This is a genomic window from Pseudomonas sp. ZT5P21, from assembly GCF_054897785.1.
The window spans coordinates 4,227,053-4,251,733 of record NZ_CM142705.1; the positions used below are offsets into that span (position 1 = coordinate 4,227,053).

The 24,681-nt window shown below is 59.3% G+C and carries 20 protein-coding genes; all 20 read right to left on the reverse strand.

Annotated features, from left to right (window positions below; all coding sequences use genetic code 11):
- Positions 1 to 38: 38 nt before the first annotated feature.
- The 20 genes from fliD to ACYZT9_RS19710 all read right to left on the reverse strand — a co-directional run bounded on the left by fliD (position 39) and on the right by ACYZT9_RS19710 (position 24,679).
- A complete protein-coding gene (fliD, locus tag ACYZT9_RS19615; RefSeq protein ID WP_462007000.1) occupies positions 39 to 1,481 on the reverse strand; it encodes a flagellar filament capping protein FliD in 1,443 nt (480 codons plus the stop codon).
- Positions 1,482 to 1,563: 82 nt separating this feature from the next.
- On the reverse strand, positions 1,564 to 1,929 hold the full coding sequence (locus ACYZT9_RS19620; RefSeq protein ID WP_462010262.1) for a flagellar protein FlaG: 366 nt from the start codon (positions 1,927 to 1,929) through the stop codon (positions 1,564 to 1,566).
- Positions 1,930 to 2,001: 72 nt separating this feature from the next.
- Positions 2,002 to 2,847: a flagellin domain-containing protein gene (locus tag ACYZT9_RS19625; protein ID WP_462007001.1), complete on the reverse strand. Its 846-nt coding sequence runs from the start codon at positions 2,845 to 2,847 to the stop codon at positions 2,002 to 2,004.
- Positions 2,848 to 3,101: 254 nt separating this feature from the next.
- Entirely contained in the window at positions 3,102 to 3,368 is a 267-nt protein-coding gene (locus ACYZT9_RS19630; RefSeq protein ID WP_462007002.1) for a hypothetical protein, read from the reverse strand.
- Positions 3,365 to 4,657, reverse strand: a complete 1,293-nt coding sequence (locus tag ACYZT9_RS19635; protein ID WP_462007004.1) for a motility associated factor glycosyltransferase family protein — start codon at positions 4,655 to 4,657, stop codon at positions 3,365 to 3,367. The genes ACYZT9_RS19630 and ACYZT9_RS19635 overlap by 4 nt, the downstream gene beginning before the upstream one ends.
- A gap of 82 nt (positions 4,658 to 4,739) precedes the next feature.
- Positions 4,740 to 5,666, reverse strand: a complete 927-nt coding sequence (locus ACYZT9_RS19640) for a ketoacyl-ACP synthase III (RefSeq protein ID WP_462007005.1) — start codon at positions 5,664 to 5,666, stop codon at positions 4,740 to 4,742.
- A gap of 228 nt (positions 5,667 to 5,894) precedes the next feature.
- Positions 5,895 to 6,947: a pseudaminic acid synthase gene (gene pseI, locus ACYZT9_RS19645; RefSeq protein ID WP_462007006.1), complete on the reverse strand. Its 1,053-nt coding sequence runs from the start codon at positions 6,945 to 6,947 to the stop codon at positions 5,895 to 5,897.
- Entirely contained in the window at positions 6,940 to 8,445 is a 1,506-nt protein-coding gene (gene pseG, locus ACYZT9_RS19650; protein WP_462007007.1) for a UDP-2,4-diacetamido-2,4,6-trideoxy-beta-L-altropyranose hydrolase, read from the reverse strand. The genes pseI and pseG overlap by 8 nt, the downstream gene beginning before the upstream one ends.
- Positions 8,442 to 9,137, reverse strand: coding sequence for a pseudaminic acid cytidylyltransferase (gene pseF / locus ACYZT9_RS19655; protein WP_462007008.1), 696 nt, complete (start codon positions 9,135 to 9,137; stop codon positions 8,442 to 8,444). The genes pseG and pseF overlap by 4 nt, the downstream gene beginning before the upstream one ends.
- 4 nt (positions 9,138 to 9,141) lie before the next feature.
- On the reverse strand, positions 9,142 to 10,305 hold the full coding sequence (gene pseC, locus ACYZT9_RS19660; protein ID WP_462007009.1) for a UDP-4-amino-4,6-dideoxy-N-acetyl-beta-L-altrosamine transaminase: 1,164 nt from the start codon (positions 10,303 to 10,305) through the stop codon (positions 9,142 to 9,144).
- Positions 10,302 to 11,303, reverse strand: a complete 1,002-nt coding sequence (pseB, locus tag ACYZT9_RS19665; protein WP_462007010.1) for a UDP-N-acetylglucosamine 4,6-dehydratase (inverting) — start codon at positions 11,301 to 11,303, stop codon at positions 10,302 to 10,304. The genes pseC and pseB overlap by 4 nt, the downstream gene beginning before the upstream one ends.
- 30 nt (positions 11,304 to 11,333) lie before the next feature.
- Positions 11,334 to 14,267 (reverse strand): glycosyltransferase family 2 protein, encoded by a 2,934-nt coding sequence (locus ACYZT9_RS19670; RefSeq protein WP_462007011.1) that lies wholly within the window; start codon positions 14,265 to 14,267, stop codon positions 11,334 to 11,336.
- Positions 14,268 to 14,321: 54 nt separating this feature from the next.
- Positions 14,322 to 15,050: a cephalosporin hydroxylase family protein gene (locus tag ACYZT9_RS19675; RefSeq protein WP_462007012.1), complete on the reverse strand. Its 729-nt coding sequence runs from the start codon at positions 15,048 to 15,050 to the stop codon at positions 14,322 to 14,324.
- Positions 15,051 to 15,080: 30 nt separating this feature from the next.
- The gene (locus ACYZT9_RS19680) at positions 15,081 to 15,746 is read right to left on the reverse strand and encodes an acetyltransferase (RefSeq protein WP_462007013.1); all 666 of its coding nucleotides are present in this window, start codon (positions 15,744 to 15,746) and stop codon (positions 15,081 to 15,083) included.
- Positions 15,743 to 16,864: a DegT/DnrJ/EryC1/StrS family aminotransferase gene (locus ACYZT9_RS19685; protein WP_462007014.1), complete on the reverse strand. Its 1,122-nt coding sequence runs from the start codon at positions 16,862 to 16,864 to the stop codon at positions 15,743 to 15,745. The genes ACYZT9_RS19680 and ACYZT9_RS19685 overlap by 4 nt, the downstream gene beginning before the upstream one ends.
- A complete protein-coding gene (locus tag ACYZT9_RS19690) occupies positions 16,861 to 18,087 on the reverse strand; it encodes a methyltransferase domain-containing protein (protein ID WP_462007015.1) in 1,227 nt (408 codons plus the stop codon). The genes ACYZT9_RS19685 and ACYZT9_RS19690 overlap by 4 nt, the downstream gene beginning before the upstream one ends.
- Positions 18,084 to 18,644 carry a dTDP-4-dehydrorhamnose 3,5-epimerase family protein gene (locus ACYZT9_RS19695; protein WP_462007016.1) on the reverse strand — a complete coding sequence of 187 codons (561 nt, stop codon included), beginning with the start codon at positions 18,642 to 18,644 and terminating at the stop codon, positions 18,084 to 18,086. The genes ACYZT9_RS19690 and ACYZT9_RS19695 overlap by 4 nt, the downstream gene beginning before the upstream one ends.
- Positions 18,641 to 19,723, reverse strand: coding sequence for a CDP-glucose 4,6-dehydratase (gene rfbG / locus ACYZT9_RS19700; RefSeq protein WP_462007017.1), 1,083 nt, complete (start codon positions 19,721 to 19,723; stop codon positions 18,641 to 18,643). The genes ACYZT9_RS19695 and rfbG overlap by 4 nt, the downstream gene beginning before the upstream one ends.
- Complete coding sequence (gene rfbF, locus ACYZT9_RS19705; protein ID WP_462007018.1) at positions 19,705 to 20,478, reverse strand: glucose-1-phosphate cytidylyltransferase; 774 nt, start codon at positions 20,476 to 20,478, stop codon at positions 19,705 to 19,707. Before rfbF ends, rfbG begins: the two co-directional genes overlap by 19 nt.
- Positions 20,479 to 21,103: 625 nt before the next feature.
- Entirely contained in the window at positions 21,104 to 24,679 is a 3,576-nt protein-coding gene (locus tag ACYZT9_RS19710) for a glycosyltransferase (RefSeq protein ID WP_462007019.1), read from the reverse strand.
- Between the last annotated feature and the right edge of the window lie 2 nt (positions 24,680 to 24,681).

Sequence of the window (24,681 nt, forward strand, 5' to 3'; positions counted from 1 at the left end):
ACAAGCGGAATCGCTGCCGGGCTTTTGGCGCTTACACGCTATGAGGCGTTTTTCTGTGCGTTCATTGCCTCGAACATCGAGGTAATGTTGCTGGCAGTTGCCTTGAGCTTGCCGACCAGGGTGTCCATGGCGTTGTACTTTTTGGTCAGCACGGCTGTCAGCGTTTCAATCCGCCGATCCAGTGCCTCCTGCTGGTTGGCCAGGTTGCTTTTGGCCTTCGCCAGGTTGGTAGCACGGGCATCAAGAATACCTTCGCTGCCAGTGACGGTATAAGGCGTGATCGCCGCGTTCATTCGTTCCAGCAGACCCTTGGCCGCATTACCGGTCGCCGCTGGATCCCCCAGGAACAGCTTCTGAATCTCACCACCCAGTTTCTGCGTATCCATCGCAGCAGTGAACTTGGTGCTGTCAAAATCGAGCGCACCGGTTTTCTGGTTGGTGGTAATACCCAACTGCGAAAGCACGGTCAGCTTGTCGCCCGCACCAGTACTGGCCAGCGGCTCACGGATCGACGCGAGGATACCCCGACCCAGCGAGTCACCGGTCAATGCCGCAGCAATGGTTGGCTTGCCTTCTTTATCCAGGGAGGGCTTGCTCAGCGTATTGACACTGTTGACAACCTGGTTGTAAGCATCGACAAAGGCCTGGATCGATTTTTTCAAACCGTCACTGTTCGGCCCTACCGTCACAGTGGACGTCGCCCCACCACCCGCCACCAGATTCAGTGTCAGTCCGGAAATGGCACTAGCCACGGTGTTGGATTTGCTGGTGATCGCCAGTCCGTCAACCGTGAAGCTGGCGTCCGCGGCGAGTTCGCCGATGGCACCGGCCGAGGTCGCCGTAGGCGTGGTGCCCATTTTCTGGCCGGGGGTGATTTCCAGGCCGGCAATATTACTGAGCTCGATATCGGAACCCAGACCGGTAACGGTAGACCCCATGACCAGACGCGAACCGAAGGAGTCAGTGACAATGTTGGCACTGAAGCCATTGGCACCTTGCTGGGTGTTGATCGCATCCCGCACCGTTTGCAGGGTGGCGCCGGGGGGAATGTCGACAGGACGGGTAATGCCATTTTGAGTGATGTTGAGCGTACCACTCGGAATGGCACTGCCAGGACCGCCGGCAAACGCGGCAGTCGCCACTTTCGACGAGGTCGCAAGGTTATTGACCTTGATGACATAGGTGCCATTGACCGCAGTGTTACTGGCAACGGCGGTCAACACTTTGGCGTCGGAAGTCGTCGCGTTGAAACCCAGGAACTGCGGGGTTTTCGTATCGCCAAGGTTCTTGAGCGCGGTCTGGAAGTTCGCCAGGACACTTTTGAGGGTCCCTACACCGGAGATCTGCGAGGTATTGGTGGCCGTCTGACGGGTGATCTGATTCTGCTTGGCCGATTTATCAGCATCAACCAAGGCTTTGACGATAGCCGTAGTGTCAAGGCCGGAGCCTAAACCCAGACCCGGTAGAATTGGACTTGCCATATGGAACTCCCTTCAGTGTGTCGCCGGCCTTTTGACCACTACAACGCCCAAAAGAACATAACAACAAAATTCGTGCCAGCTGTCAGACTCTAGCGCTGAACAACAGACTGCTTGCATCATTCAAACTATTGGCCAGCTTGAGGACTTCTTCATTGGGGATCTGGCGGACCACTTCACCCGAGTCGCTGGCAATCACTTTGACAATCACTTTGCCTGAAGGCTCGTCGATCGAGAACTCCAGATTGCGCTTGACCGATTGAACGAACTTTTCAATTTCCTGAACGGCCATCTTCAGTTTGTCCTGCTCGGTTACCGCGTCTTTTGGCTCATCCTTGACCGGCGCCACCACAGCAGCATCGGTTCGAGGCTTTTCCACCGGATTGTCAGCAACAGTCGTCGCCGGCTTCGCAGCTGGATAAGACAAGTTCAGCTTCACGCTCATATCCATGTCCATCACCCCTTAAACTGAAAAAGCGAGAGAGCGCGCGTGCGCACTCCCCCGCCAAAACTTACCCGGCTATTACTGAAGCAGTTTCAGTACAGCGGATGGCAGTTGGTTGGCCTGAGCCAGAACCGACGTGGAAGCTTGTTGCAGGGTTTGTTGCTTGGTCAGCTGTGCAGTTTCAGCAGCGAAGTCGGTATCTTGTACGCGGCTACGTGCAGCTTCGGCGTTTTCGTTGATGTTCTGCAGGTTGGAGATGGTGGTGGAGAAACGGTTTTGAGCAGCACCGAGGTCAGCGCGAGTGGAGTTGATTTTGTTCAGCGCAATGTCGATGGCCGAGATCGCCGACAGTACAGAGTTGTGGTTACCCGAGTTGCTAACACCGGAGATGGTAGTACCGGTCATGCCCAGGGCGCTGGCGTCGAAGCTGGTCGACAGGGTCAGGGTGATCTGGTTGTCGGAAGTAGTACCCGCACCTACCTGGAATTCCATTGCGCCAGCAGTACCGTCGATCAGCGCCTTGCCGTTCAGGTTGGTGGACTGAGCAATACGAGTCAGCTCGGCGATCGACTGTTGGTATTCTTTGTCCAGAGCGGTACGGTCAGCAGTGCCGTTGGAGTCGTTTCGCGATTGCAGGGCGATTTCACGCATACGCTGCAGAATGTTGGTCGATTCTTGCAGAGCGCCTTCAGCGGTCTGAGCGATCGAAACACCGTCGTTGGCGTTTTTGATAGCCATGGTCTGACCACGGATCTGCGAGGTCATGCGGTTAGCGATTTGCAGGCCAGCGGCGTCGTCTTTGGCGCTGTTGATTTTCAGGCCGGAAGACAGGCGAGTCATCGAAGTCGAAAGAGCATCGGAAGCCTTGTTCAGGTTCTTCTGAACGTTCAGCGAAGTAGTGTTGGTGTTTACTGTCAAAGCCATGACGAATTCCTCGTTGGTTGGGTACTGCGGCTTCCGGCCCTGGCAACCGCCGGGTATGGCCTAGAGAACCTTCGTAATAGTTATCGTCGCGAACGCAGGTTGCTTTAGGGGATTTTGAAAAATATTTGCCATCACACTGCCACCCCTCATGAAACAAGGGCTTGGCGGCAGTCCGATACAAAAAAAACTGACGTCAGTGAAATGCCGGCAAGGGACAGCGAGGACTCGCCTGTACCGGCACCTGTCAAAAAGCGTTAACCAGCGGTTGCCGCCTTTAGCAATTGCGGCAGCTCATTGTCCAGATGATCCGCCAGCGCCAACCAGTCCTGCGCCTCCTGACGGACCAGCATGTCGGTGAGCAACGCCGTCCAGCGGGATTGAACCTCAACACTCGCACGGCCCATCACGAGTTGAACATCGCTGCACACCTGAACCATCAGCAGCGCCGCTTCGACGTCTCGCCCCAGACGGAACAAACCGGAACACTGCTGCGCCTGCGCAGCCAGCAAGAATCGAGTCATCTTGTGAACTCCGGGTGGAACGTCGTGCCGACGATCATCGCACCTGCGCGGCTGCTGTTATAGAAATCCACGTGAGGATGCCCGGCGATGTACCGTTCCAGCTCACACAAGTAACTGCGGAAATTGAGCTGTGTCTTGACCCGCCGACCGTGGCCGTCCAGCACCCAATGCCGGGCCGCGCCCAGTTGCGGTCCAAGATCACCGTCATTCCAGCCTGCGTGGGTCTTGTCCTTCGGGAAAGCGAAGTCAGCGCCGAACAGGGTGATCTGGCTGGCGCCCATTTTCACCGCGAGGTCCACAGCCGGGTGGATCACACTGCCACCGACATAGAGCTGGGCCTTGGGTAGCCTCTCGCGCAGCTCCCTATAGATCGGACTGGCGGAATAAGCCACGTAGCGCTGGCCCTGCCAAGCCCCCAAAACCGTGGGATCGACCATGGGCATATAGACCAGCTTGATATCGCCGGTGCCATCGGACGGCAAATGACGCGTCGAGATGCGCTGATCGATCGTGACGACCACGTCCGGCCGGATGCCCTGTTCGATCAGCGGCCGGTAGGCGGTATCCACACAAATGAACAAGGGCCGTTGAGCGTGTTCGCGTACCGAACGCAGCGTGTCGAAATGCTGTTCCAGGCTCGGCCCGGTGGCGATGACAAACACCTGCCTGCCGGAACAGCTGGCGAACAACTCGGCAGCATCGGCATCGGCACGAACACGCTCGACAGATTCCTGCAATCGCTCGGCAATCTCGGGATTGTCCGGATCGAAGTTGCGGTTATTGAAGGTCAGGTGGGTTTCACTGATCAGCCGGTCGCGGATCTTGGCGTTGAAGTCGTCCGCCAGCACCAGCTCCGAAGGCAGCGCGAAGTACGGCAACTGGATTTCCGCCAGATCACCAGCGTAGAGCAGATCCACGCGCGAATCGCCGAGCCACTGCAGTTGATCGAGCAGTTGCAGCACCAGGGCAAACACCGCACCGTTCAGGATATGCACGTACAACCTTTCAAGTCCGGCACGCTCCAGCAATTGCAGCTGCAAATCACCCAGCCCGGTGCCGTATAGATGCACCACCGGACTGTCGACTGGCAAGCTGTCGGCCTGAAGCAACGCTTCGCGAGTGCGGTCATGTCGACTGGTCAACTGGATGCCATTGATGCTCAGTGTCGAGCCCAGGCCTTCCACCAGATCTGCTTGCAAGGCGGCGCTGTTCTCAACCGACAGTCGATGCCAGACCTTGGGCCAGCGCCGCTGAATCACCTCGCCGTTGCGCTCAAAGAACTCGCTCATGCAGCCTCGCTTTTCATTCGGGCAAAAAAATAGCGCTCAAGGTTACACCTTGAACGCTTTTTTTGTGTCTGGCTTTTGAAGATCAAGGGCGATAGATAATCGCCGACCCCCATGACAGGCCAACGCCGAAACCACTCAACGCCACGCGCTTCCAGCTGGAGTCCAGCACGTGTTTTTCCAGCAGCAATGGAATACTCGACGACACCGTGTTGCCGGTCTCGACCATGTCCTTGATGAATTTCTCCGGCTCGCCCTCGAAACGTCGTGCCACGGCATCAACAATCGCCGCACTGCCCTGGTGGATGCAAAAGGCATCGATATCGTCAGCCGTCAGCTGCGAGTCGGCCAGCAGTTCATGCAAATGCGCCGGAACCTTGAGCAACGCGAAGTTGAACACCTGGCGGCCGTTCATGAAAAACACGCCATCGGTGACCTTCAGGTGCGGCGCACCAGAACCGTCGGTGCCAAACTTGGCCTTGCCCAACTGCCATGGCGCGTTCTCGCCCATCCAGGTTGCGGTGGCGGCATCGCCGAACAGCATGGTGGTGTTGCGGTCTTCCGGGTCGACGATCTTCGAGTACGGATCGGCAGTGACCAGCAGGCCATTCTTCAGGCCTGCGGCTTCCATGAAGCCCTTGATCGCATAGATACCGTAGACGTAACCGGAGCAGCCCAGGGAAATATCGAATGCCGCCACAGTGGTCGGCAGGCCCAGCTTGTCCTGAACGATCGCAGCAGTGTGAGGCAGCCCTTCTTCGTCACCGTTCTGGGTAACGACGATCAGCACGTCGATGGCTTCACGTTTCAAATCGGGATTGTTGGCGAACAGCGCGTTGACCGCTTCGACACACAGGTCCGAGGTTTCCTGCCCGGCGTCTTTGCGCGGCAGAAAGGCTGAACCGATCTTGCCCAGGATGAACTCTTCATCCTTTTCGAATTTTGCACCTTGTGCGTAATTGTCCACGCCGGCTACAGGAACGTAGCTCGCAATGCTTTTTATGCCAATCATTACGGCTTCCCAATAATAAACAGCCCAATACCACCGCTCGCAAGGAATCGAGGGGCGCCGACAAACAGAGAAAAACGTCGCCCCATTGAGGCGACAGCGGGAAGAATAGAAGGCTATCACTGGGCTAAAAACAGGCCAGGCGCCACCTTCCCTATTAATACAATACAGTGAAGATGCGCGTTATGACTCGCAGGTCACGCTATTTTGCCGAATCAGCGTCACAAGAAGTTATTCGACCAGCGACCAGTCCAGCGGCGTTCCGCGCTTGATGGCCTGACGGGCGCGACGGCCCAGAAGGGTTTCCGCGTGCTTTGCGGCCAACCCCAGCCCCGGACGAATGGCTCGCAGATTGGCTGCGGTGAAGGGCTCGCCGGCAGCCATATCCTCAGTCACGTAGAGCGAACGACGGTAAACAAGCGACTTGCGCTCGGCGTCCGTCACACCGTAATGCACCTGCCCCATGGCCTGCCAGGCGCGTTCGGTCTCTATCACCAGGCTGGCGAGCTCAGCCGGCTCGAGCGAAAAACTGGCGTCCACCCCACCCGCGCTGCGATCAAGAGTGAAGTGCTTTTCTACTACTGTCGCCCCAAGCGCCACCGCTGCCACGGACACACCGACGCCCATGGAGTGGTCGGACAGCCCGACTTCGCAGCCAAACAACTCGCGTAAATGAGGAATCGTCCGCACGTTACTGTTGGCTGGCGTTGCCGGGTAAGTGCTGGTGCATTTGAGCAACACCAGATCCTTGCAGCCCGCTTCACGGGCGGCACGTACGGTTTCGTCGAGCTCAGCGATGCTGGCCATGCCGGTAGAAATGATCAATGGCTTGCCAGTCGCAGCGACCCGACGAATCAACGGCAGATCGGTGTTCTCGAAGCTGGCGATCTTGTAAGCCGGCACGTCGAGACTTTCGAGGAAGTCCACCGCTGTGTCATCAAAAGGCGTGGAGAACGCAAGCATGCCCAGCTCCCTGGCACGGGCGAAAATCGCTGCGTGCCACGCCCATGGGGTGTGGGCTTTTTCGTACAACGCGTACAGCGAAGAACCGGCCCAGAGGCTGTTCGGGTCCTTGATGAAGAACTCGCCTTCGGACAGGTCCAGGGTCATGGTATCAGCGGTGTAGGTTTGCAGTTTCAAGGCATGCGCACCGGCCTTGGCCGCGGCGTCGACGATCTGCAGCGCCACCTCCAGGGACTGGTTATGGTTGCCACTCATCTCGGCAATGATGAACGGCGGCGCATCGGCACCGATGGAGCGATTGCCAATCTTGAAACTAGTCATTGATATCATCCTTCAACACGCGCGTAAACGCGCAGGCACTCTGAGCAAAACCGGCCTCGCAAAACACCTTCACCGATGGCTGGTTCTCTGGCAACACTTGAGCAGTAATGGCCCGCAGTTGCGGCCAGTGGGCGCTCACAAACGCTTCGCCCCGAGCCAGCAGTGCCTTGCCCCAACCCAGACCGAAGCGCCCCTCAAGCAAATAAATCGAGACTTCGGCGGCGCGCCCGTCCAAGTCATAACGCAGCACACCAACCGGACCATCGTCCGCTTCGGCGATCAACAGCAATCGCGCGGGATTGCTCAAGCTTGCGGCCAGCCAGGCCTGATGCTGAGGCCAATCAATAAACTCCGGGGACAGTGACGCACGCCGCACCACTTCGGCATTGCGGCCGTCGAACAACAATCGCGCATCGTCGAGAGTGACCTGGCGAATCTGCAGCACCGCACCGGCGAGCGCTGCCGCCACCCTTTGCGCACCACGGCCATCGACCAGGCGCCGGGAATGCTCGGCCAGACTTTGGCGCATCCCCTGATTGCCCGCGAGAAAGCCGATGGCCTGACGCAACTGTTCGACGCTGACCTGCTCACGGGCACCCAGATACACATGAGCCCCGGCAGTCGCCATGACCTCGCCATTGACTTGCTGATTGTTCGAGACCGCCATGCAGATTGTCGGCAGCCCCATGGCCGCCCGCTCCCAACTGGTGCCACCGCCCGCACCGATGAACAGGTCGGCTTCGCTCATCAACCGGTAGAAGTCGCTGACAAAACTGTGCAGGCGCCAATTCGGATGGCTTGCCGCCAAATCCTGCATTTTCTCCCAGGCCGGGTTATCGGCACCGGCAACAAAATCGACTTCAAGCTCATGAAGGTCCGCCAACGCCAGCATCGCGTGGTGAGTCTGCATCGCCATATCGAAGCCGCCGAAGTTAACCAGCACGCGCTTAGCCTGGGGTTTGATCTCGATCGCCGGGCAACAAAATTCATCGCGCAGCAAGGCAAAGTGTGGGCCGAGCAATGTCTGGCAACCAGGCGCCAGCCGCGACGCATAGGCTTGCGGGGTGCCTGACAGGTTCTGATTGAGCAACAGATCGACGCTGTACGTGCGTGTTCCCAGGTCATCTATCGCAGCAATGCGCGGCGCCCAGCGACGGGCTGCGGTCTGCCAATGATGATCGAGGCCATAGTGGTCGACGATGATCCAGTCAAACGCGCAATGATTTCCCAACGCTTGCGCCAAAGCGTCTATGTCCGCCTGCCACGGCAGCATGGATTCGATGGCCTGCTGCGGGTCTTCATCGGGATAACGATCCGGCAGCGCGAAGGTTTCGAAGCCGTCGTCCGCCAGCGTGTCGAGCCGATGTCCAGGCAGTTGGCGGCACGCAAACGCAACATGCGATCCCTGCTTGCGCAAAGTTCTGGCCAACGGCAACAAGCGAGCGATATGACCGCTGCCGATTGTTGGCGACGCGTCAGAGCGAATCAATACTCTCATTGCAACTCACCCGCGGCCTTGAGCGCGGCGAAAAGGTATTCGGCACGCTTCCAGTCTTCGGGGGTGTCGATGTCTTGCACCAGATGTCGCGGCAGAATAACCGGCAGACTCGCTGAAGAAAACAGCGCATCCCCTCGCAGCCAGGCTTCGCTGCGCCCCCAATAAAACTGGCCGGCGTCCTGAAAAGCGTCGGGCAGATCCTGGGAGCGGGTCGTGCGAAATTCCGGGTAAAGCGAAGTCAATGCGCCCTCGTCATCAAGGACCAGGGCACGCTGTACCGGGAAACCGAAACCGGCGACGGAAAACGCGAAGGACTTGTCCGGATGCTGCATCAGCAACTCCTGCCCTTGCCGCAGATAGCGTGCCTGCAACAGCGGCGCGGTCGCGTAGATACAACAGGCAAAGTCGAACGACGGCAGTTGATTCAAAGCGTGAACGATGACCGCGGCAGTCCCGGTGAAATCATCGGCAAGCGCAACGGGACGCATGAACGGAACGTCAGCGCCACTCGCCCGAGCGAGCTCGGCAATTTCCTCGTCGTCGGTGCTGACAATTACCTGATCGAACAGGTTCGACGCCAGCGCCGTACGGATCGAACGGACGATCATCGGCACGCCGTCGAACGGCTTGAGGTTCTTGCGCGGGATCCGTTTGCTGCCGCCACGGGCCGGAATGATCGCAACACTGCTCAAAACACTACTCCTCAAGCACCAGACGCCGCAGTTGCTCGACCACGTAATCCTGCTGTTCATCGCTCAGAGAAGGAAACATCGGCAGGCTGATGGCCTCGGCGTAATAACGTTCAGCCTGGGGGAAGTCACCCTCGGCAAACCCCAGGTCGCGATAGTACGGCTGCAAATGCACCGGAATGTAATGCAGGTTCACACCGACCCCGGCCGCTCGCAAGCCTTCGAAAACCTGTCGATGGCTGAGGTTGATCCGGTCTGTGTGCAATCGCACCACGTACAGATGCCACGCCGATTCGGCCTCAGGCTGCGCGCCGGGCAAGGTCACGGGCAAGTACGCCAGCAACCGCTCGTAACGCGCCGCCAGTTCACGTCGGCGCGCAATGAAGCCATCGAGCTTGTTCAGTTGCGACAGACCCAGTGCCGCTTGCAGGTCGGTGATCCGGTAGTTGAAACCCAGTTCCACTTGCTGGTAATACCAGGGGCCGTGACTGGATTCGGTCATCTGTTGCGGATCGCGGGTCATGCCGTGGCTGCGCAGACGCTGCAAACGCTCAGCCAGTTCAGGGCGGTTTGTCAACACCATGCCCCCCTCGGCGCTGGTGATGATTTTCACCGGGTGAAAACTGAACACCGTCATCGCCGCGAACTCACCGCAACCCACCGGGCGCCCGGCATAGGCAGCGCCGACCGCGTGAGACGCGTCCTCGATCACCGTGAAGCCGTAACGTTCGGCCAGTCCGGCGATCATCCGCATGTCGCAGCTCTGCCCGGAAAACGCCACGGCCACCAGCACCTTCGGCAGCGTGCCATCGCGCTCGGCAGCCTCAAGCTTCGACGTCAGAGCATAGGCGTCGAGATTCCACGTCAGTGGATCAATGTCGACAAAATCCACTTCGGCGCCGCAGTAGCGACCACAGTTGGCCGAGGCCAGGAATGTGTTTGGCGTGGTCCATAGGCGATCGCCCGGCCCGAGTCCGGCTGCGACGCAAGCAATGTGCAACGCCGCCGTTGCATTGCATACCGCCACCGCAAAATCAGCCTGACAACGCTTCGCCAACGCCTGTTCGAAGCGCTCGATGGTCGGTCCTTGAGTGAGCCAGTCGGACTGCAACACGGCGACCACCGCATCAATGTCAGCCTGATCGAGGCTCTGCCGACCATAGGGAATCATGCCGGCAGCTTCGCGTGCAGGTCGGCAATCTGGCCGACCGACAGGTAGTGCGGATTGGTGTCGGAACGGTACTCGAAGTCATCACCGACAGGCCTGCCCTGCTCGCCCAGTTTGTCGACGGCAAAATCCACGTCGACGCTGGTGAAACGAATCGATGGCTGAATGGTGTAGTGATCGGCGAATTCCAGGGTCATCCGCGCGTCGTCCAGCGGCACCATCAACTCATGGAGTTTTTCTCCCGGACGAATGCCGACGTTTCTGTGCGGCAAATGTTCAGCCATGCCCAAAGCCAGATCGACGATACGAATCGAAGGAATCTTCGGCACGAACACTTCACCACCATGCATGCGGGCGAAGCTGTCTAGCACAAACTGCACTCCGTGATCGAGGGTGATCCAGAAACGCGTCATGCGCTCATCGGTGATCGGCAGCTCTGTGGCGCCCTCGGCAATCAGCTTGCTGAAAAACGGCACCACCGATCCCCGCGAGCCGGCGACGTTACCGTAACGGACCACCGAAAAACGGGTGTTCTGGTCGCCGGCAATATTGTTCGCGGCGACGAACAACTTGTCCGACAGCAACTTGGTCGCGCCGTACAGGTTGATCGGGCTAGCGGCCTTGTCGGTGGACAGCGCGACGACTTTTTCAACGCCGTTGTCGATGGCCGCGGCGATGATGTTTTCCGCGCCGTTGACGTTGGTGCGGATGCATTCGGTCGGGTTGTACTCCGCCGCCGGTACTTGTTTCAGTGCCGCGGCATGCACCACGTAATCGATGCCGCGCATGGCCTGGCGCAAACGGTCGGCGTCGCGCACATCACCGAGGAAATAACGCATGCACGGCGCGTTGAACGTCTGCTGCATCTCGTACTGCTTGAGCTCATCGCGGGAGAACACCACCACCCGCTTCGGCTGATATTGCTCCAGCAGCCGACGGATGAAATTGCGCCCGAACGAGCCGGTGCCGCCGGAGATGAAAATCGATTTACCGTTGAACATGCCTTGAGTCCTTTTACCTGTCAGTCAGGCTTATGCAAGCAACTGCGCCCAGTTCACACTGGAGGCGTCGCTGAGGGTAAAGCTCTTGCCGGTCAGGGCCAGGTTCTGGTTGTAAGCGTCGTCGTGGGCAAAGCGCGCCTGCCACTTATCGCGCAAGGCCGCCAGTACCTGAGGGTCGCCCGGCAAGGTGCCCGGGTGTGCAATCTGAACCTGCGGCGTCCACACCGTCAGCAAACCGGCATCGGCGACTTTCAGGCAGAGATCGACATCGGCGTAAACCTCATCGAAATTCTCGCGATCCAGTCCCCCGAGGGCCACGAAGGCTTCCTTGCGAATCATCAGGCACGCACCGGATACGGCCGAGTAATTCTGTTCGACGGCCAGTCGGCGCATGTAGCCCGGTGCATCCTTTTTCTCGCCGGTGAATGACGAAGCGATCCCCCCATCGAACCCGAGAATCAGGCCGGCACCGCTCACATTACCCTCGCGATCCACCAGTTTGGCACCGACCACCCCGACTTCGGGACGCTGGGCCTGATTGAGTAACGCCTCGATCCAGTTCGCGTTAACCACTTCGGCGTCCGCCGCCAGCAGCACCAAGTATTCACCTTGAGCCTGCTCGACCGCCAGGTTAAGCAGTGCCGAAGTGCTCAGCCGCTGCGTTGCCTTGACCAGACGAATCCGGCCACGCCCGTTTTGCTCCAGGCTGTCGAGCCAGGCGAGCAGCTCGGCGGACTGGCTATGGTTATCGGCAATGACGACTTCATTGTTTTGATAGCGCGTGCGCTGCAAGATACTGACCAGGCAGCGCTGCAAGTGCTCCAGGTTGTCCTCGCTGTGGATGACGATCGACACTTTCGGGCGATCGGCATGGCGGTAGTCAATACGGTAACCGCCCGACGCTTCGGCGTTGACCTGCGCTTGATATCCGCGAGTTGCCAGATGACGAACCAACGTTTGACGTTCGTGTTCGTTGGGCGCCAACTCCGGTGCTGCGGTGATCAGCAACGGCTCTGCCAGATGAGCAAGGCCGGCAAGGCCGCCGGTTTCGATCAGGCGCAGCAACAGGTCGAACTCGAGCGCCGACGTGAATTCGCGGGCGAAACCGCCGGCCTCCACCAACGCTTCGCGGCGGATCAGCCAGTGCCGCGCGACCAATCCTGGCATGCTCTGCAACAGGTCGAGGTTGAAGGCTGGCCGGAAGACGTCGACCAATGCGCCATTGGCCTGACGATGAATCTCGTCCATCGCGACCGCACGGCAACCTTCGGCGTTCTGCAACTCGAGGCTGGCACGCAGGAACCCGGCAGCGGTGAACTCGTCGCCCGCCTCGGCCAGAAGCAACCAGTCCGAGGTCGACTGGCGAGCGATCTGGTTCAGCTTGTCGACGTAATTGGCCGTCGTGACCTTGACGAAATGCAGCGTGTTTTGGGCGGTGGTGACCGCCGGCAAGTCACCCGTGGTGAAGATCACCACTTTGAATGCCCGGAACGCACTCTCCATGAGGCTATCCAGGGTGACCTGGAGCTTGTCCATGTCAGCGTCCAGATCAAGTAACAGAATGCCGAACTGAGGACCACCGTCGTTGGCGGCCAGTTGCTGGTTGATCTTCCTCACCGCGGTGTCGTTCGGTTGACGGGCCTGCAGCCAGTTCCGCACACGCCCCGAAGGCATCGTGTCGAGCAACTGGCGGCTGTCGAAGGTGGGCACGCTGCCCAGCCGCTGAACCCAGTCGGACAGCACCCGGGCATCGGCGGGCTCATCCATATCCAGTAGCTGCTGCACCAGTCCCTGCACCACACGACGATTGAAGGCACCCAGTCGAACAGCTTGAAGCAGACGGGTCTGGATCGTCGCCGGAGTGTCATTGGAGTAGGTGCGCTGCAAGGCTTCCTGCTTGAGCAATGCGCCTTCCATTTCTTCGAGCTGCAAGCGCCCGGCCGGCATCGCATGAAGCAGAAACTCGCACTCTGCCAGTTGCTCGAAGAAGGCACTGTTGTAGAACGGCATCTCGACATATTGCTCGGTGCCGAAGACTCGCTTCGGCCCCTCTGTCGGGTCGGTCCAGTAAGACTCGAAAACAGGCTCGAGGGTCAGCGCGTTACGCGTCATCAGGCTCTTGGCCAGGGCGGCGAAACTTTGCAGGGCCAGTTGCGCGGTCTGCTGTTCACTCAGGCCACTAATGCCGGTCGGCAGCGACGCCAGAAACCCGGCAAAGCGCTCGCGGTCGGCGACAGATCGTGCGTCCTTGAAGCTCAAGGTGGTCATGATTTCGGTGTTGTGATCCGAGCGGCCATAGTTGACCTCACGCACGACGTAGGGCATCGGCAGAATCCGCGCCTTGGCCCGTGCCAGCATGTAGTAGACATGACCGATTTCCTGCCACTGGAAGATCGTGCCTTCAGGCATCGCTTCATACCAGTCACGCAACAAGGAAGTACGGTGCACCGCATAGAACGGCGGAATGTACTGGCTCATGTAATCGAGTAAACGATCCTGACCGTGTTCGGCGTTGTAATCCTCATGCACTTTCTTGTCACGCCGGTAGTACTGCACATAGGTGGCGTGTGTCAGGTACATCAGGCAATAGCCATGGCACAGGCCGTAGTCGGGGTTGGCTTCGAGGAAGTTCACCGACTCGGTGAGTGCACCGTGCAACAGAAAGTCATCGTCGGAAGCGAAGACCATATATGGCGTGGTGACCTGCTCGACGCCGTACACCAGTTTGGCCTGAATGCCCCAGTAGCCAAACTGCGGCAAATGCCGATAGTCGATGGTGTCCGCGACCGCAGCCGCGCCCTCCAGAGCGACGGCCGATGAATCGAGGACCAGAATCTTGCAAGGCAACGTGCTGTAGAACTGCAATGCCCTGCGCAGGAACGCCGGGCGGTTGTGTGTAATCAGCACCAGAGTGAACAGTTCACTCAAGGGCAACGTGTTTTCAGAACCGTAAATGCCTTGCATATCCTTCCCCACCACAGACCGATTGCCTGATGAACGCTTGAATAAAGTTGTCGCTTAACGCACTCGGCGCAGGTACCCATCTGGAGCGACAGTGATCAGTAGCTTGCTGTGAATCGCCTGGTCGATTTCGAAATCGCGGTTTTCTTTCAGGTAGGCCCAGACCGCGGTTTTCGGGTTGTCACCCTTGCCCCATGGGCGATCCGGGAACGCATCTTCCGGCATGTCTTCGACCACGGTGTCCATGACCACGCAATAGCTGCCCACCGAGACCATCGGTGCATACAGGCGCAGCTCTTCGAGGACATGTTCGTGGGTGTGATTTGAATCCAGTACCACCAGCACTTTCTTGCCCTGGATGCGCTGGCGCACCTGGTCGACGATGGCGGTATCGATGCTCGAACCTTGAATCATCTGGATGCGCTTGCTCATAGGGTGAGCTTCGATCGCTTCACGGTTGTGCTGGCGAATGTCGATGTCGACACCCAGCACTTCACCATGGCCCATCAGTTCCAGGATCGATGCGTAAAACACCAGCGAGCCACCGTGGGCGATACCGGTTTCAACGATCACATCCGGACGCAGGTTCCAGATGATTTCCTGCATGGCGACCATGTCCTGAGGAAACTGAATGATCGGCCGGCCCATCCAGCTGAAGTTGTAGGTGTACTTGTGTTTGGCCGTGGTGCCGACCCAGCCCAGCGACTCGGCTTGCAGTGCCTTGTCTTGCTGCAGGCCTTCGATGTTGTCTTTTACTTCTTCGCGAAACTGCTCATGGGGATTCATTGGAACGCTCCAGAAAAATGGGAAAACGGGTTACTTGAAGACCCTACCGTCGGGGTAAGGCACCGCGTTGGTCTTGATGATCCTGGCGGGGTTGCCCGCCACGACTGAAAAATCCGGAATATCCTTGGTCACGACAGCACCGGCACCGATAGTGACCCAGCGACCGATACGCAAGCGTGGAAGAATGGTGGCGTTGGTGCCTATAAACGTGCCGTCGCCGATCTCCACGCAACCGGCAATACACACGCCGGGCGCCATGAACACCGAGTGGCCGATTTGCCCTTCATGCCCCACCACACTGCCGGCGCTGATGCTGGTGTTGTCACCCAGTGTCACTTCGGCTTGCATGATCACGCCTTCCTGCAGGTAACTGCCCTGCCCCATGCGAATCATGGTCAGGTCGATGCCGGGGTGAATGAACTGGCCCAGGGTGGCACCGGCCTCGACCAACTCGCGGGTGGTCTCGTAACGCAGTCGGGTGCTGCCGGTGATCAGGTTGACGAAGCGCGCGTCCGGCCCTTTGAGTTCACTGACAAGCGCGGAACCGCCAATGACGGGCACGCCAAAAAACAGAGTGCCCTGCTTACCGGGGTCATTGTCCAGAAACGCGAACTCGACGTCCGGCGTGCTGCGTTTCACCGCATGCAGCATGCGCACCGCTTCCGGGTTGGCAGCGCCCAGCAAATACATCCTCACAGCGATTGCCTTTTTGCGAGCAGCGCACGCACCACATCCACCACGCGTGCCTGATCGGCGTCGGTCATGTCGTGATAGCTCGGCAGGTTGAACGCGCGCTCCGGCAATGCAAACGCCACCGGTGTATCGACAACGTGCTCGCTGAACATGGGCAACGACGACAGTGGCCAGAAGAACACCCGGGCGTCGATATCGGCGGCCTGGAAGGCGGCGATCATTTCGTCGCGATGAATCCCGGTCTCGGCATCGAACACCACGGTTGGCATCCAGTAACCGTTACGGGCGTGTGCAGGCTCGGGGTTCAGCGCTACACCCGGCAGGGATGCCAGCGCACGGGCGTAATTGGCGAAAATCGTCCGCTTGCGTTCGATCAGCTCCTCGATACGCTCGACCTGGGCGCAGCCGACGGCGGCTTGCAGGTTGCTCATCTTGTATTTGAAGCCCATGAACTCGGGCCAGAATTGTTTGGTGCTGCCCGCAACACGACCATGGTTGGACAAGGTCAGGACACGCTCGTACAGGGTCTTGTCCGAGGTAACGAATATGCCGCCCTCCCCGGTGGTCATGGTCTTGGTGCCATGAAATGAAAACGCACCGAACGACCCCATCGAGCCGGCCGCCTTGCCGCGCCACTGCGAGCCGATGGCTTCGGCGGCATCTTCGATGACCGCAATACCGTGCTCGCGACCGATCGCCAGCAATGCATCCATGTCGCACAGATTGCCGTAAAGATGAACCGCGAGAATGGCTTTGGTCTTCGGAGTGATTGCTTGCCTGACAAGCTCCGGATCCAGGCACCAGCTATCCGACAGAACATCGACAAATACCGGCGTAGCGCCCAGATAAGTAATCGGTGCCGCCGAAGCGATCCAGTTGGTATTGCCCAGGATCACTTCGTCACCCGCTCCGATGCCGAGCGCCGCCATACCCATGTGTAGCGCACCGGTGCAGCTGGAGGTCGCGATGGCATAGGTCGCTCCGAGGTGCTCGGCAAACCCGTGCTCGAAACGCGTCAGGTATTCGTAGCAACGCGCGCCCCAACCGTTCTGCACGGCATCCAGGGCATACCGGGCTTCCAGTTCGCCGACACTCGGTTTGGTGTAATGAATTCTGCTCATTGAATACTCAACTCCGGAACGGCGACGACAAACTGAGCGCCCCACGCTTTGACCGAGGCGAATTGCTGGGTGATTTCAGGCAACAGGTTCCAGGGCAGAACCAGGATGTAGTGGGGTTGTTCGAGGGCGATACGCTCGGGCGAAACCACCGGGATACGGCTGCCTGGCAAGAATTTGCCCTGTTTGTGCGGATTGGCGTCGGCCACCCAGGCCAACAGATCGGGTCTGACTCCGGCGTAGTTGAGTAAAGTGTTGCCCTTGGCGGCAGCGCCGTAACCGACCACACGCTTGCCATCGGCTTTGGCCTGCAACAGGAAGCGCAGCAGGTCGTGCTTGATGCCCTCGGCGGCGGGCGCCAGGGTGGCGTAGTACTCCGGGGTTTTTACGCCGGCGGCGAGTTCGGCCTGCAATTGTTGCGCAACCGCTGGCTGCACGTGTCGACGAATCCCGTCGGCACGCTGCACGAATACCCGCAACGAACCGCCATGGGTCGACAGCTGATTGACGTCGAATACTTCCAGGCCATTGCGTTCGCACAACGTCTGCACGGCGGTCAGGGACAGGTAGGAATAGTGTTCGTGATACAGCGTGTCGAACTGCTGCCCGGCCATCAGCGTCAGTAATTGCGGAAACTCGAAGGTCGCCACGCCGGTCGGCTTGAGCAGGGTTGCGAAGCCGCCGAGGAAATTATTGATGTCCGGCACGTGGGCCAACACGTTGTTGGCCGCCATCAGGTCGGCGGCCCATCCTTCGCTGACCAATTGCGCGGCGGTTTCACGACCGAAGAACAACTCGCGAATCTCCAGGCCTTTTTCCCGTGCGGCTTGCGCGGTGCTGCGGGTCGGCTCGACGCCAAGACAAGGAATGCCGTGCCCCGCCACGTACTGCAACAAGTAACCGTCATTGGCGGCGATCTCGACCACGCGGCTGTCACCCGTCAGGCCGAAACGCTCGACCATGTCGGCCACATAGCGCTCGGCATGGGCCAGCCAGGTGCTGGAGAAGGAACTGAAATAGGCATACTCGGCGTCGAACAGACTGTCGGCGCTGGTGTAATCCTCGGTCTGCACCAGCCAGCACTGCTGACACACCGCAACTTTCAGCGGCACCCAGTGTTCGGCTTGTTCCAGCTGGTCGGCACGGACGTAGGCATTCGACGGCGGCGACGTGCCGAGGTCGATCAGCGGCAAGGCCAATGGAGTACCGCAACCACGGCAGTTCATAGACGCACTCCAGCGAAACGTTCATCAAGCAGGGGATGGCTGGCGTCCCTGGCCGACAGATTATTGACAGGCAACGGCCAGGCAATCGCCAGCCGTGGATCGTTTACCGACAAACCGTCTTCGTGCTCCGGCGCGTAGTCAGCGCTGTGCAGGTAAAGCAATTCGGCGTCGTCGGTCAGGGTCTGGAAACCGTGGGCAAATCCGGCTGGAATGAGCAGGCTGCGACCGTCGCCGGCCCGAAGGTGTTCGGCGTGCCAGTGCAGGAACGTCTCGGAGTCGGGGCGCAAATCCACCGCCACGTCCCAGACTTCACCGCGCAGGCAGGTGATCAGCTTGGCCTCCGGCGCGTTAGCGTTCTGGTAATGCAAGCCACGCACACTGCCGCGTGCACGGGTGCAGGAATGGTTGATCTGGCGAATATGAAACGCTTGGCCGAAAGCACTCAGACTGCCTTCGCAGAACAACCGGGCGAAGTGCCCGCGATCATCCTCGAAGCGTTTGTGCTGCACGCTGAACAAACCCGCCAGCGGCAGCGTTTTCAACAAAAATTCGCTCACAGCGTGCCTCGGTACAGGTTCAACTGGGCCAACGTGACTGCACGCATGTCGTCGCCGTTTTGCCAGGCCAGATGCCAATCGAGGGTCTGGGTCAGGCACTGCTGTAACGACCAGCGCGGTTGCCAGGCCAACAGTTGACGGGCGCGGCTGCTGTCCAGCCGCAACAGGCCAGCCTCATGCAAGTCACTCGGTTCGATGCGCAATCCGCGTGCTTGTGGCCAACGGTGGGCGAGCAGTTCGACCACTTCGCCGACGCTGCACATGTCCGCTTCGCTCGGGCCGAAGTTCCAGGCGCCGGCGAACTCGGGACCTCGCTCATAGAGACCGGCGGCCAGTTGCAGGTAACCGGCCAGCGGTTCCAGCGCGTGCTGCCACGGGCGGACCGCTTGCGGGTAGCGCAGGGTCACCGGTTCATCCACTGACCAGGCCTTGAGCACATCGGGGATCAAGCGTTCCGGTGCGAAGTCACCACCGCCCAACACATTGCCGGCCCGTGCCGTGGCCAGCGCCAGGCCGTGTTCGGCATAACGTTGCGCCGGGAAGAACGACGCGGCGTAAGACTGCGCGAGCAACTCGCAACACGCCTTGCTGCTGCTGTAAGGGTCGTGCCCGCCCAGGGCTTCGTTCTCACGGTACGGCCACAGCCATTCCTGGTTGGCGTAGACCTTGTCGGTGGTCACCAGCACGCAAGCGCGCACGCCGCCGACCTGACGGATCGCTTCGAGCAGATTCAGGGTGCCCATGACGTTGCTGGAGTAAGTCCCCAACGGATCGCGATAGCCCTCGCGCACCAGCGGTTGCGCCGCCAGGTGCAGGACGATTTCCGGTTGGGTGTCGGCGATCAATTCGAGCAAGGCGCCCAAGTCACGCAGGTCACCGCGCCGATCGTTGATGCCTTCGTGAACACGCGCCAGTTCGAACAGGCTCGGCTCGGTCGACGGTTCAAGGGAAAATCCGCTGACCTCGGCGCCCAGGCTTTGCAGCCACAGGGTCAGCCAACTGCCTTTGAAACCCGTGTGGCCCGTCAACAGAACCCGTTTGCCCTGCCAGAATTCCGGACTCAGTCCCATTGCTTCCATGGGGCCTCCCCGCTCTGCCACAACTGCTCCAGGTGGTTCTTGTCACGCAGAGTGTCCATCGGGTGCCAGAAACCGTCGTGCTGGAAGGCGGCCAATTGACCATTGCTGGCCAGGCCGGTCAAAGGTTCGGATTCCCAGACCGTCTCGTCGGCCGTTATCAGCGGCAGCACCTTGGGTGACAACACAAAGAAGCCGCCATTGATCCAGCCTCCGTCGCCACGCGGCTTTTCGGTAAAACCGCGAACTAGGTCACCGTCGCGCTCCAGGGCACCGTAACGACCGGGCGGCTGGACCGCCGTGACCGTGGCTAGCTTGCCGTGGGACAGGTGGAAGTCCACCAGTGCGCCGATATTCAGGTCGGACACCCCGTCACCATAGGTGAAACAGAACGCGTCTTCGTTTTCCAGGTAGCGGCTGGCACGGCGCAAGCGGCCACCGGTCATGGTGTCTTCGCCGGTATCGATGAGCGTGACACGCCATGGCTCGCTGTAGTTCTGGTGAACGTCCATGCGGTTATTGCACATGTCGAACGTGACGTCGGAGGTATGCAGGAAGTAGTTGGCGAAGAAGTCCTTGATCGCGTAGCCCTTGTAGCCCAGGCAAATCACGAAATCATGGATCCCGTGAGCGGAGTACTGCTTCATGATGTGCCAGAGAATTGGCTTGCCGCCGATTTCAATCATCGGCTTGGGTTTGAGGTGCGACTCCTCACTGATGCGCGTGCCCAGACCACCCGCCAAAATAACTGCCTTCATCGTCTCCCCTCTTGTTCGTCACAGGGCTCAGCCAAGCTGTATCAAGCTTTTGCGGGCCGTCTGGATAAAACCTTAAATGCCGGTCAGGGCGCTTCTGGATTCACCGGAAGTGCTCGTTTTATGGCGATATCGGGGGGACTTGCAGGAAACGCGCCAGCTCTTTCAGTGCGGTGGGTGGGCGCTGAGACGGGAAACGCCAGGCATTGAAAGCCTCATGGCTGTTCATTTGGGTTTGGGGACATATCCGTTTCTGCGGCAACGGCGGCTATTGGTTTCGCCCTTACGGCGAGTCACTTGGAGAAGCGCCAAGTTACCAAGCGCTTTTGCCCCTTTCGTTCGGTGCCTCGCTAGTGCTCGGCATGCCCTCGCTCTGGTCCTGCTCCGTGGGCCCGCCGCCTTCGGCCATCCATGGCCGGGGGCGGCTAACCCGGCATCCATGCCGGGTTGGCCACTACGCAGCTCCTACAAAAGCAGATCGACGCGGCGTTTGAAAAAAAAGTGAGTCGCCGTAAGGGCGAAACCCTAAGTAGTCGTTACCGCAGCAACGGATATGTACCCCATCAAAAAACCGCCCGCCGCCGATCGCAGAAACGGATATGTACCCGATCACAAAAGAATCCAGGGATCAGTTCGGCAACCAACCCTCAGCCCAGTAATTCAGATTGTTGCCCCGCAGCATGTAGTCACGCAGCACTTCCTCGCGCAGCGCATCACCCATGCGATAACTCGCATCCGGATCAGCCAGGTGCATACGAATCGCCTCAAGCCATTCCTCGGTGCTGTTGCTCACCACCTTGGTACACGGCAGGTAACCGCGATAGGCCTCTGTATCCGTGCAGATCACCGGGTAACCGCAGGCACCGTACTCCAGCAAGCGCAAGTTGCTCTTGCAGTCGTTGAAGATGTGAAACTCCAACGGCGCCAACGCCAGATCCAGGTTCAGGCTGGCCAGTTTGAGGGGGTAAGCCTGCAGGCCGACGGCCGGATGGAATTCATGTACGTAAGGCTTGAGTGCCGGCGGGCACATACCGAAAAACACCCATTCGACTTCATCCGCCAGCAGGCGAACGACATCGGCAATGATCGCCAGATCCCCATCATGACTGGTCCCTCCACCCCAGCCGACCCTCGGCTTGCGGGACGTACGTCGCTGGCTGCTCAGACCGGTCCAAAGATGCGGAGCAAGCATGTTCGGCACGACGCGAATATCGTCATGCATGCCTTTGAGTGTATCGGCCAGCGGCTGGGTCGATACCACCACCCGGTCACACAACCCGATCGCACGCCGCACGATTTGTTCGACACCAACGACGGCCTTGCGCACGTGAGCATTTTTCTTGGGAACATTGATGACATAGTCATCAAGCTCGAAGATCCGGAAAGCCTTAGAGCTGTTCCTGACCCGCTCCACTTCATCCACCGCGCTCTGACTGTAGCGTCCCTGCAGGATGATGACGTCGGGCGACTGGCGCTCCAGCTCAATGTCCGACGGCGTATGGAATGAAAGATTACCGAGCACTTGACCCGCGGCTTCCAGCTCCAGAAACGGCTGGGTGACACGGTAATGGCCTACGGCGGTCTCGTTGATCGGGATCGCCAATACCCGCGGCAGCATGTGACGGGCGAAAGGATTCCAATCGTTCTTGAAACCCGGTTCAAGACTGAAATTGTTGGTATTGAGGCTCAGGTTGACGTTGTACGCCGGATCTCTGGCGATGATCGGCAGCCAGCGCTGATAGAATTGCTTCTGCTCAGCCACTAGCGCTGACGCCACCGGCCCGCTCTCCGCCTCGGGTGCTACCCGAACCGATTCGGCATACGGCGTCCAGACCACCAGATACCCCTTCTGCCTGACACGCAGGCAGAAATCCGGGCCGTTGAGCATGTGGGAAAAGGCCTGATCGTCAAACCCCTGAAGCTCATCGAACACTTGCTTGCGGACCAGCAGGCATTCGGAGCTCACCGCGCTCATGTTCTGCACCGCTTGCTGGCGCTGCATATAACCCGGGGCGGTCATCACTTCCCCGCGCCAAGGCACGCCGACAGGGCCGCGCATTCCCAACACCAGGGCCGAACCTTCAATGCGACCCTGAGGGCTGACCATTCGGCCGCCAACGACCCCCACTTCCGGTCGCAAGCCGTGATTCAACAGTTCGCCAAGCCAGTCGCAGTTGACGATCACGCTATCCGCGCTGAGCAACAGCACATACTCGCCGCGAGCCTGGGCAACCGCGAAATTCTGCGCCGCGGCCGGGTTATCGGGGTAATCGCAGTGCAGCACGCGCAATTTTTCGCCGCCCATTTGCGACATGGCGGCCAGCCAGTCCCGCGCCTCGATCGAGGTGCTTGCGTTGTCCACGATCAACAATTCGTAGTGAGCATACGCCGTATGCTCCAACACACTCTCGATGCAGCGCTGAAGCGGGCGGAGCCGGTCCCGCATCACCACAACGATGGACACCAACGGCTGAAAGCCATGATGGTAGTCAATTCGATTGATCAGCGGCACGCTGCCCTGCCGGACTTCGTGTGCAGCGCCGATACGATCAAGGTGCGCAGTCAGTACGCGAGAGTTCTGCTCGATAACCTGCGGCAGAGCGAGCCATTGCGACATGCCGAACGCGGACTCGACCAGCACTTGGGCGACATGCTCCACGACATGCGCGCCATGGCTTTCGACGAGGCGCCAGAGCAGATCATGAGGACTGAGCTCGGTGAAATCCGGATTGAATCCACCTGCCGCCACAAAGCGCTGACGCTGAATGGCCAGTGTCCGCCCGATGTAGGGATAACTGCGCAAAAGGTCCAGATTGAAATCGGATTTGAAGATCGGCTCCACCGACAACTCATTGCGCAGACCACCTTCATCGCTGTAAATGCACAACGCGTCGGCACTCTCGACCATGCGCTCGGCCAAAAGCAGCAAAGCCAGGTCATTCAGGCGATCACCCGCCCGCAGGAGATAGAACCAGTCCGCACCGTCCATTTGCATCAGAAGGACATTGAGCTGCTCAAGTCCGTCGCCTTGCAACGTCACACGAATCACGTTACCAGGGACGCTGGCACGATTTTCACCGGAGAGCACCAACACCGTTTCGGCGGCATAGACCTGTCGCTCGATGCTCTCCAGTGTGACGCCCAGCGCCGCATCGTCGGCGTCGGCATCCATCACCACCGGCACGATTCGCGGTCGCGATGGCCACGAGGCAAGGCGCGCTGGCAACAGGCGCTGCTGAGCCGGGTTGAGGGTGCGACAGGCCAGCCATTGCTGGTACACATCAGCGAAGCTGTTACAGTTTTCACCCACCCGCGAACGTATCAAGGTCGCGGAAAAGCCCAGTGAACGACTCAGGGGCATTTCCTCCCAGGCATACGGCTCACCGAGGCCTGCGCTGGCCAGATCGATGTAGCGAACATGTCCCGGCGCAGGTGCCGGCTCGCCGCTGCGCACCGCCAGCATTTGGGTCAGCCAGCCAAGCTCGACCGCCACGGCCTGCTCGACCTCCAGTTGATTGCTCATGCGCGCCGGGTGCAAGCGCTCGAAGCTGAGCACCTGGCCCATTACCGCCAGGTTGCCCCGACGCAACAGGCACACGAACAAGGCGAAATCGAGACGGGCGACAAACCCTTCACCGACCTGGGTCAAGGCAGGCAAATACTCCAGCACCTGACGGGTGCGCATCAGGGCGCCACTCAGATTGCTGAGAAAGTTGAGAGCCGTGCTTTCCAGCACATCCAGCAAGTCTTCGCCCTTGAACAGCGTATCCCCCGAGGCAAAGCTGGTGTTCTCCAGGCGCTCGGGAAGCAGCAGGTAATCACCGTCGCAGTACTGACGCTGGGCAACCACGAGGTTCACATCGTCATGATCGATGAAACCCTGCACCTGACGGGCAATGCACTCAGGCAGCAACTGATCGTCATCACAGAGAAACTTGAGGTACTCCCCGGTTGCCTGCTCGGCGCAGGCCATCAGATTACCCTTGAACCCCAAATGGCGATCATTGCGCACATAACGCAGGGTCAAGCCTTGCGGCACCGTGCAGGCCTGGACCAGGTCATGGATTTCGTCGCTGCTGCTGTCGTCGCAGACAATCACTTCAAGCGACGCATAAGTCTGATTCAGAGCACTTTGCAGCGCAGCCTGAAAATAAAGCGCGTTGTAGGCGGGAATGGCGATACTGACAAGAGGAGCTGGTTTCACGG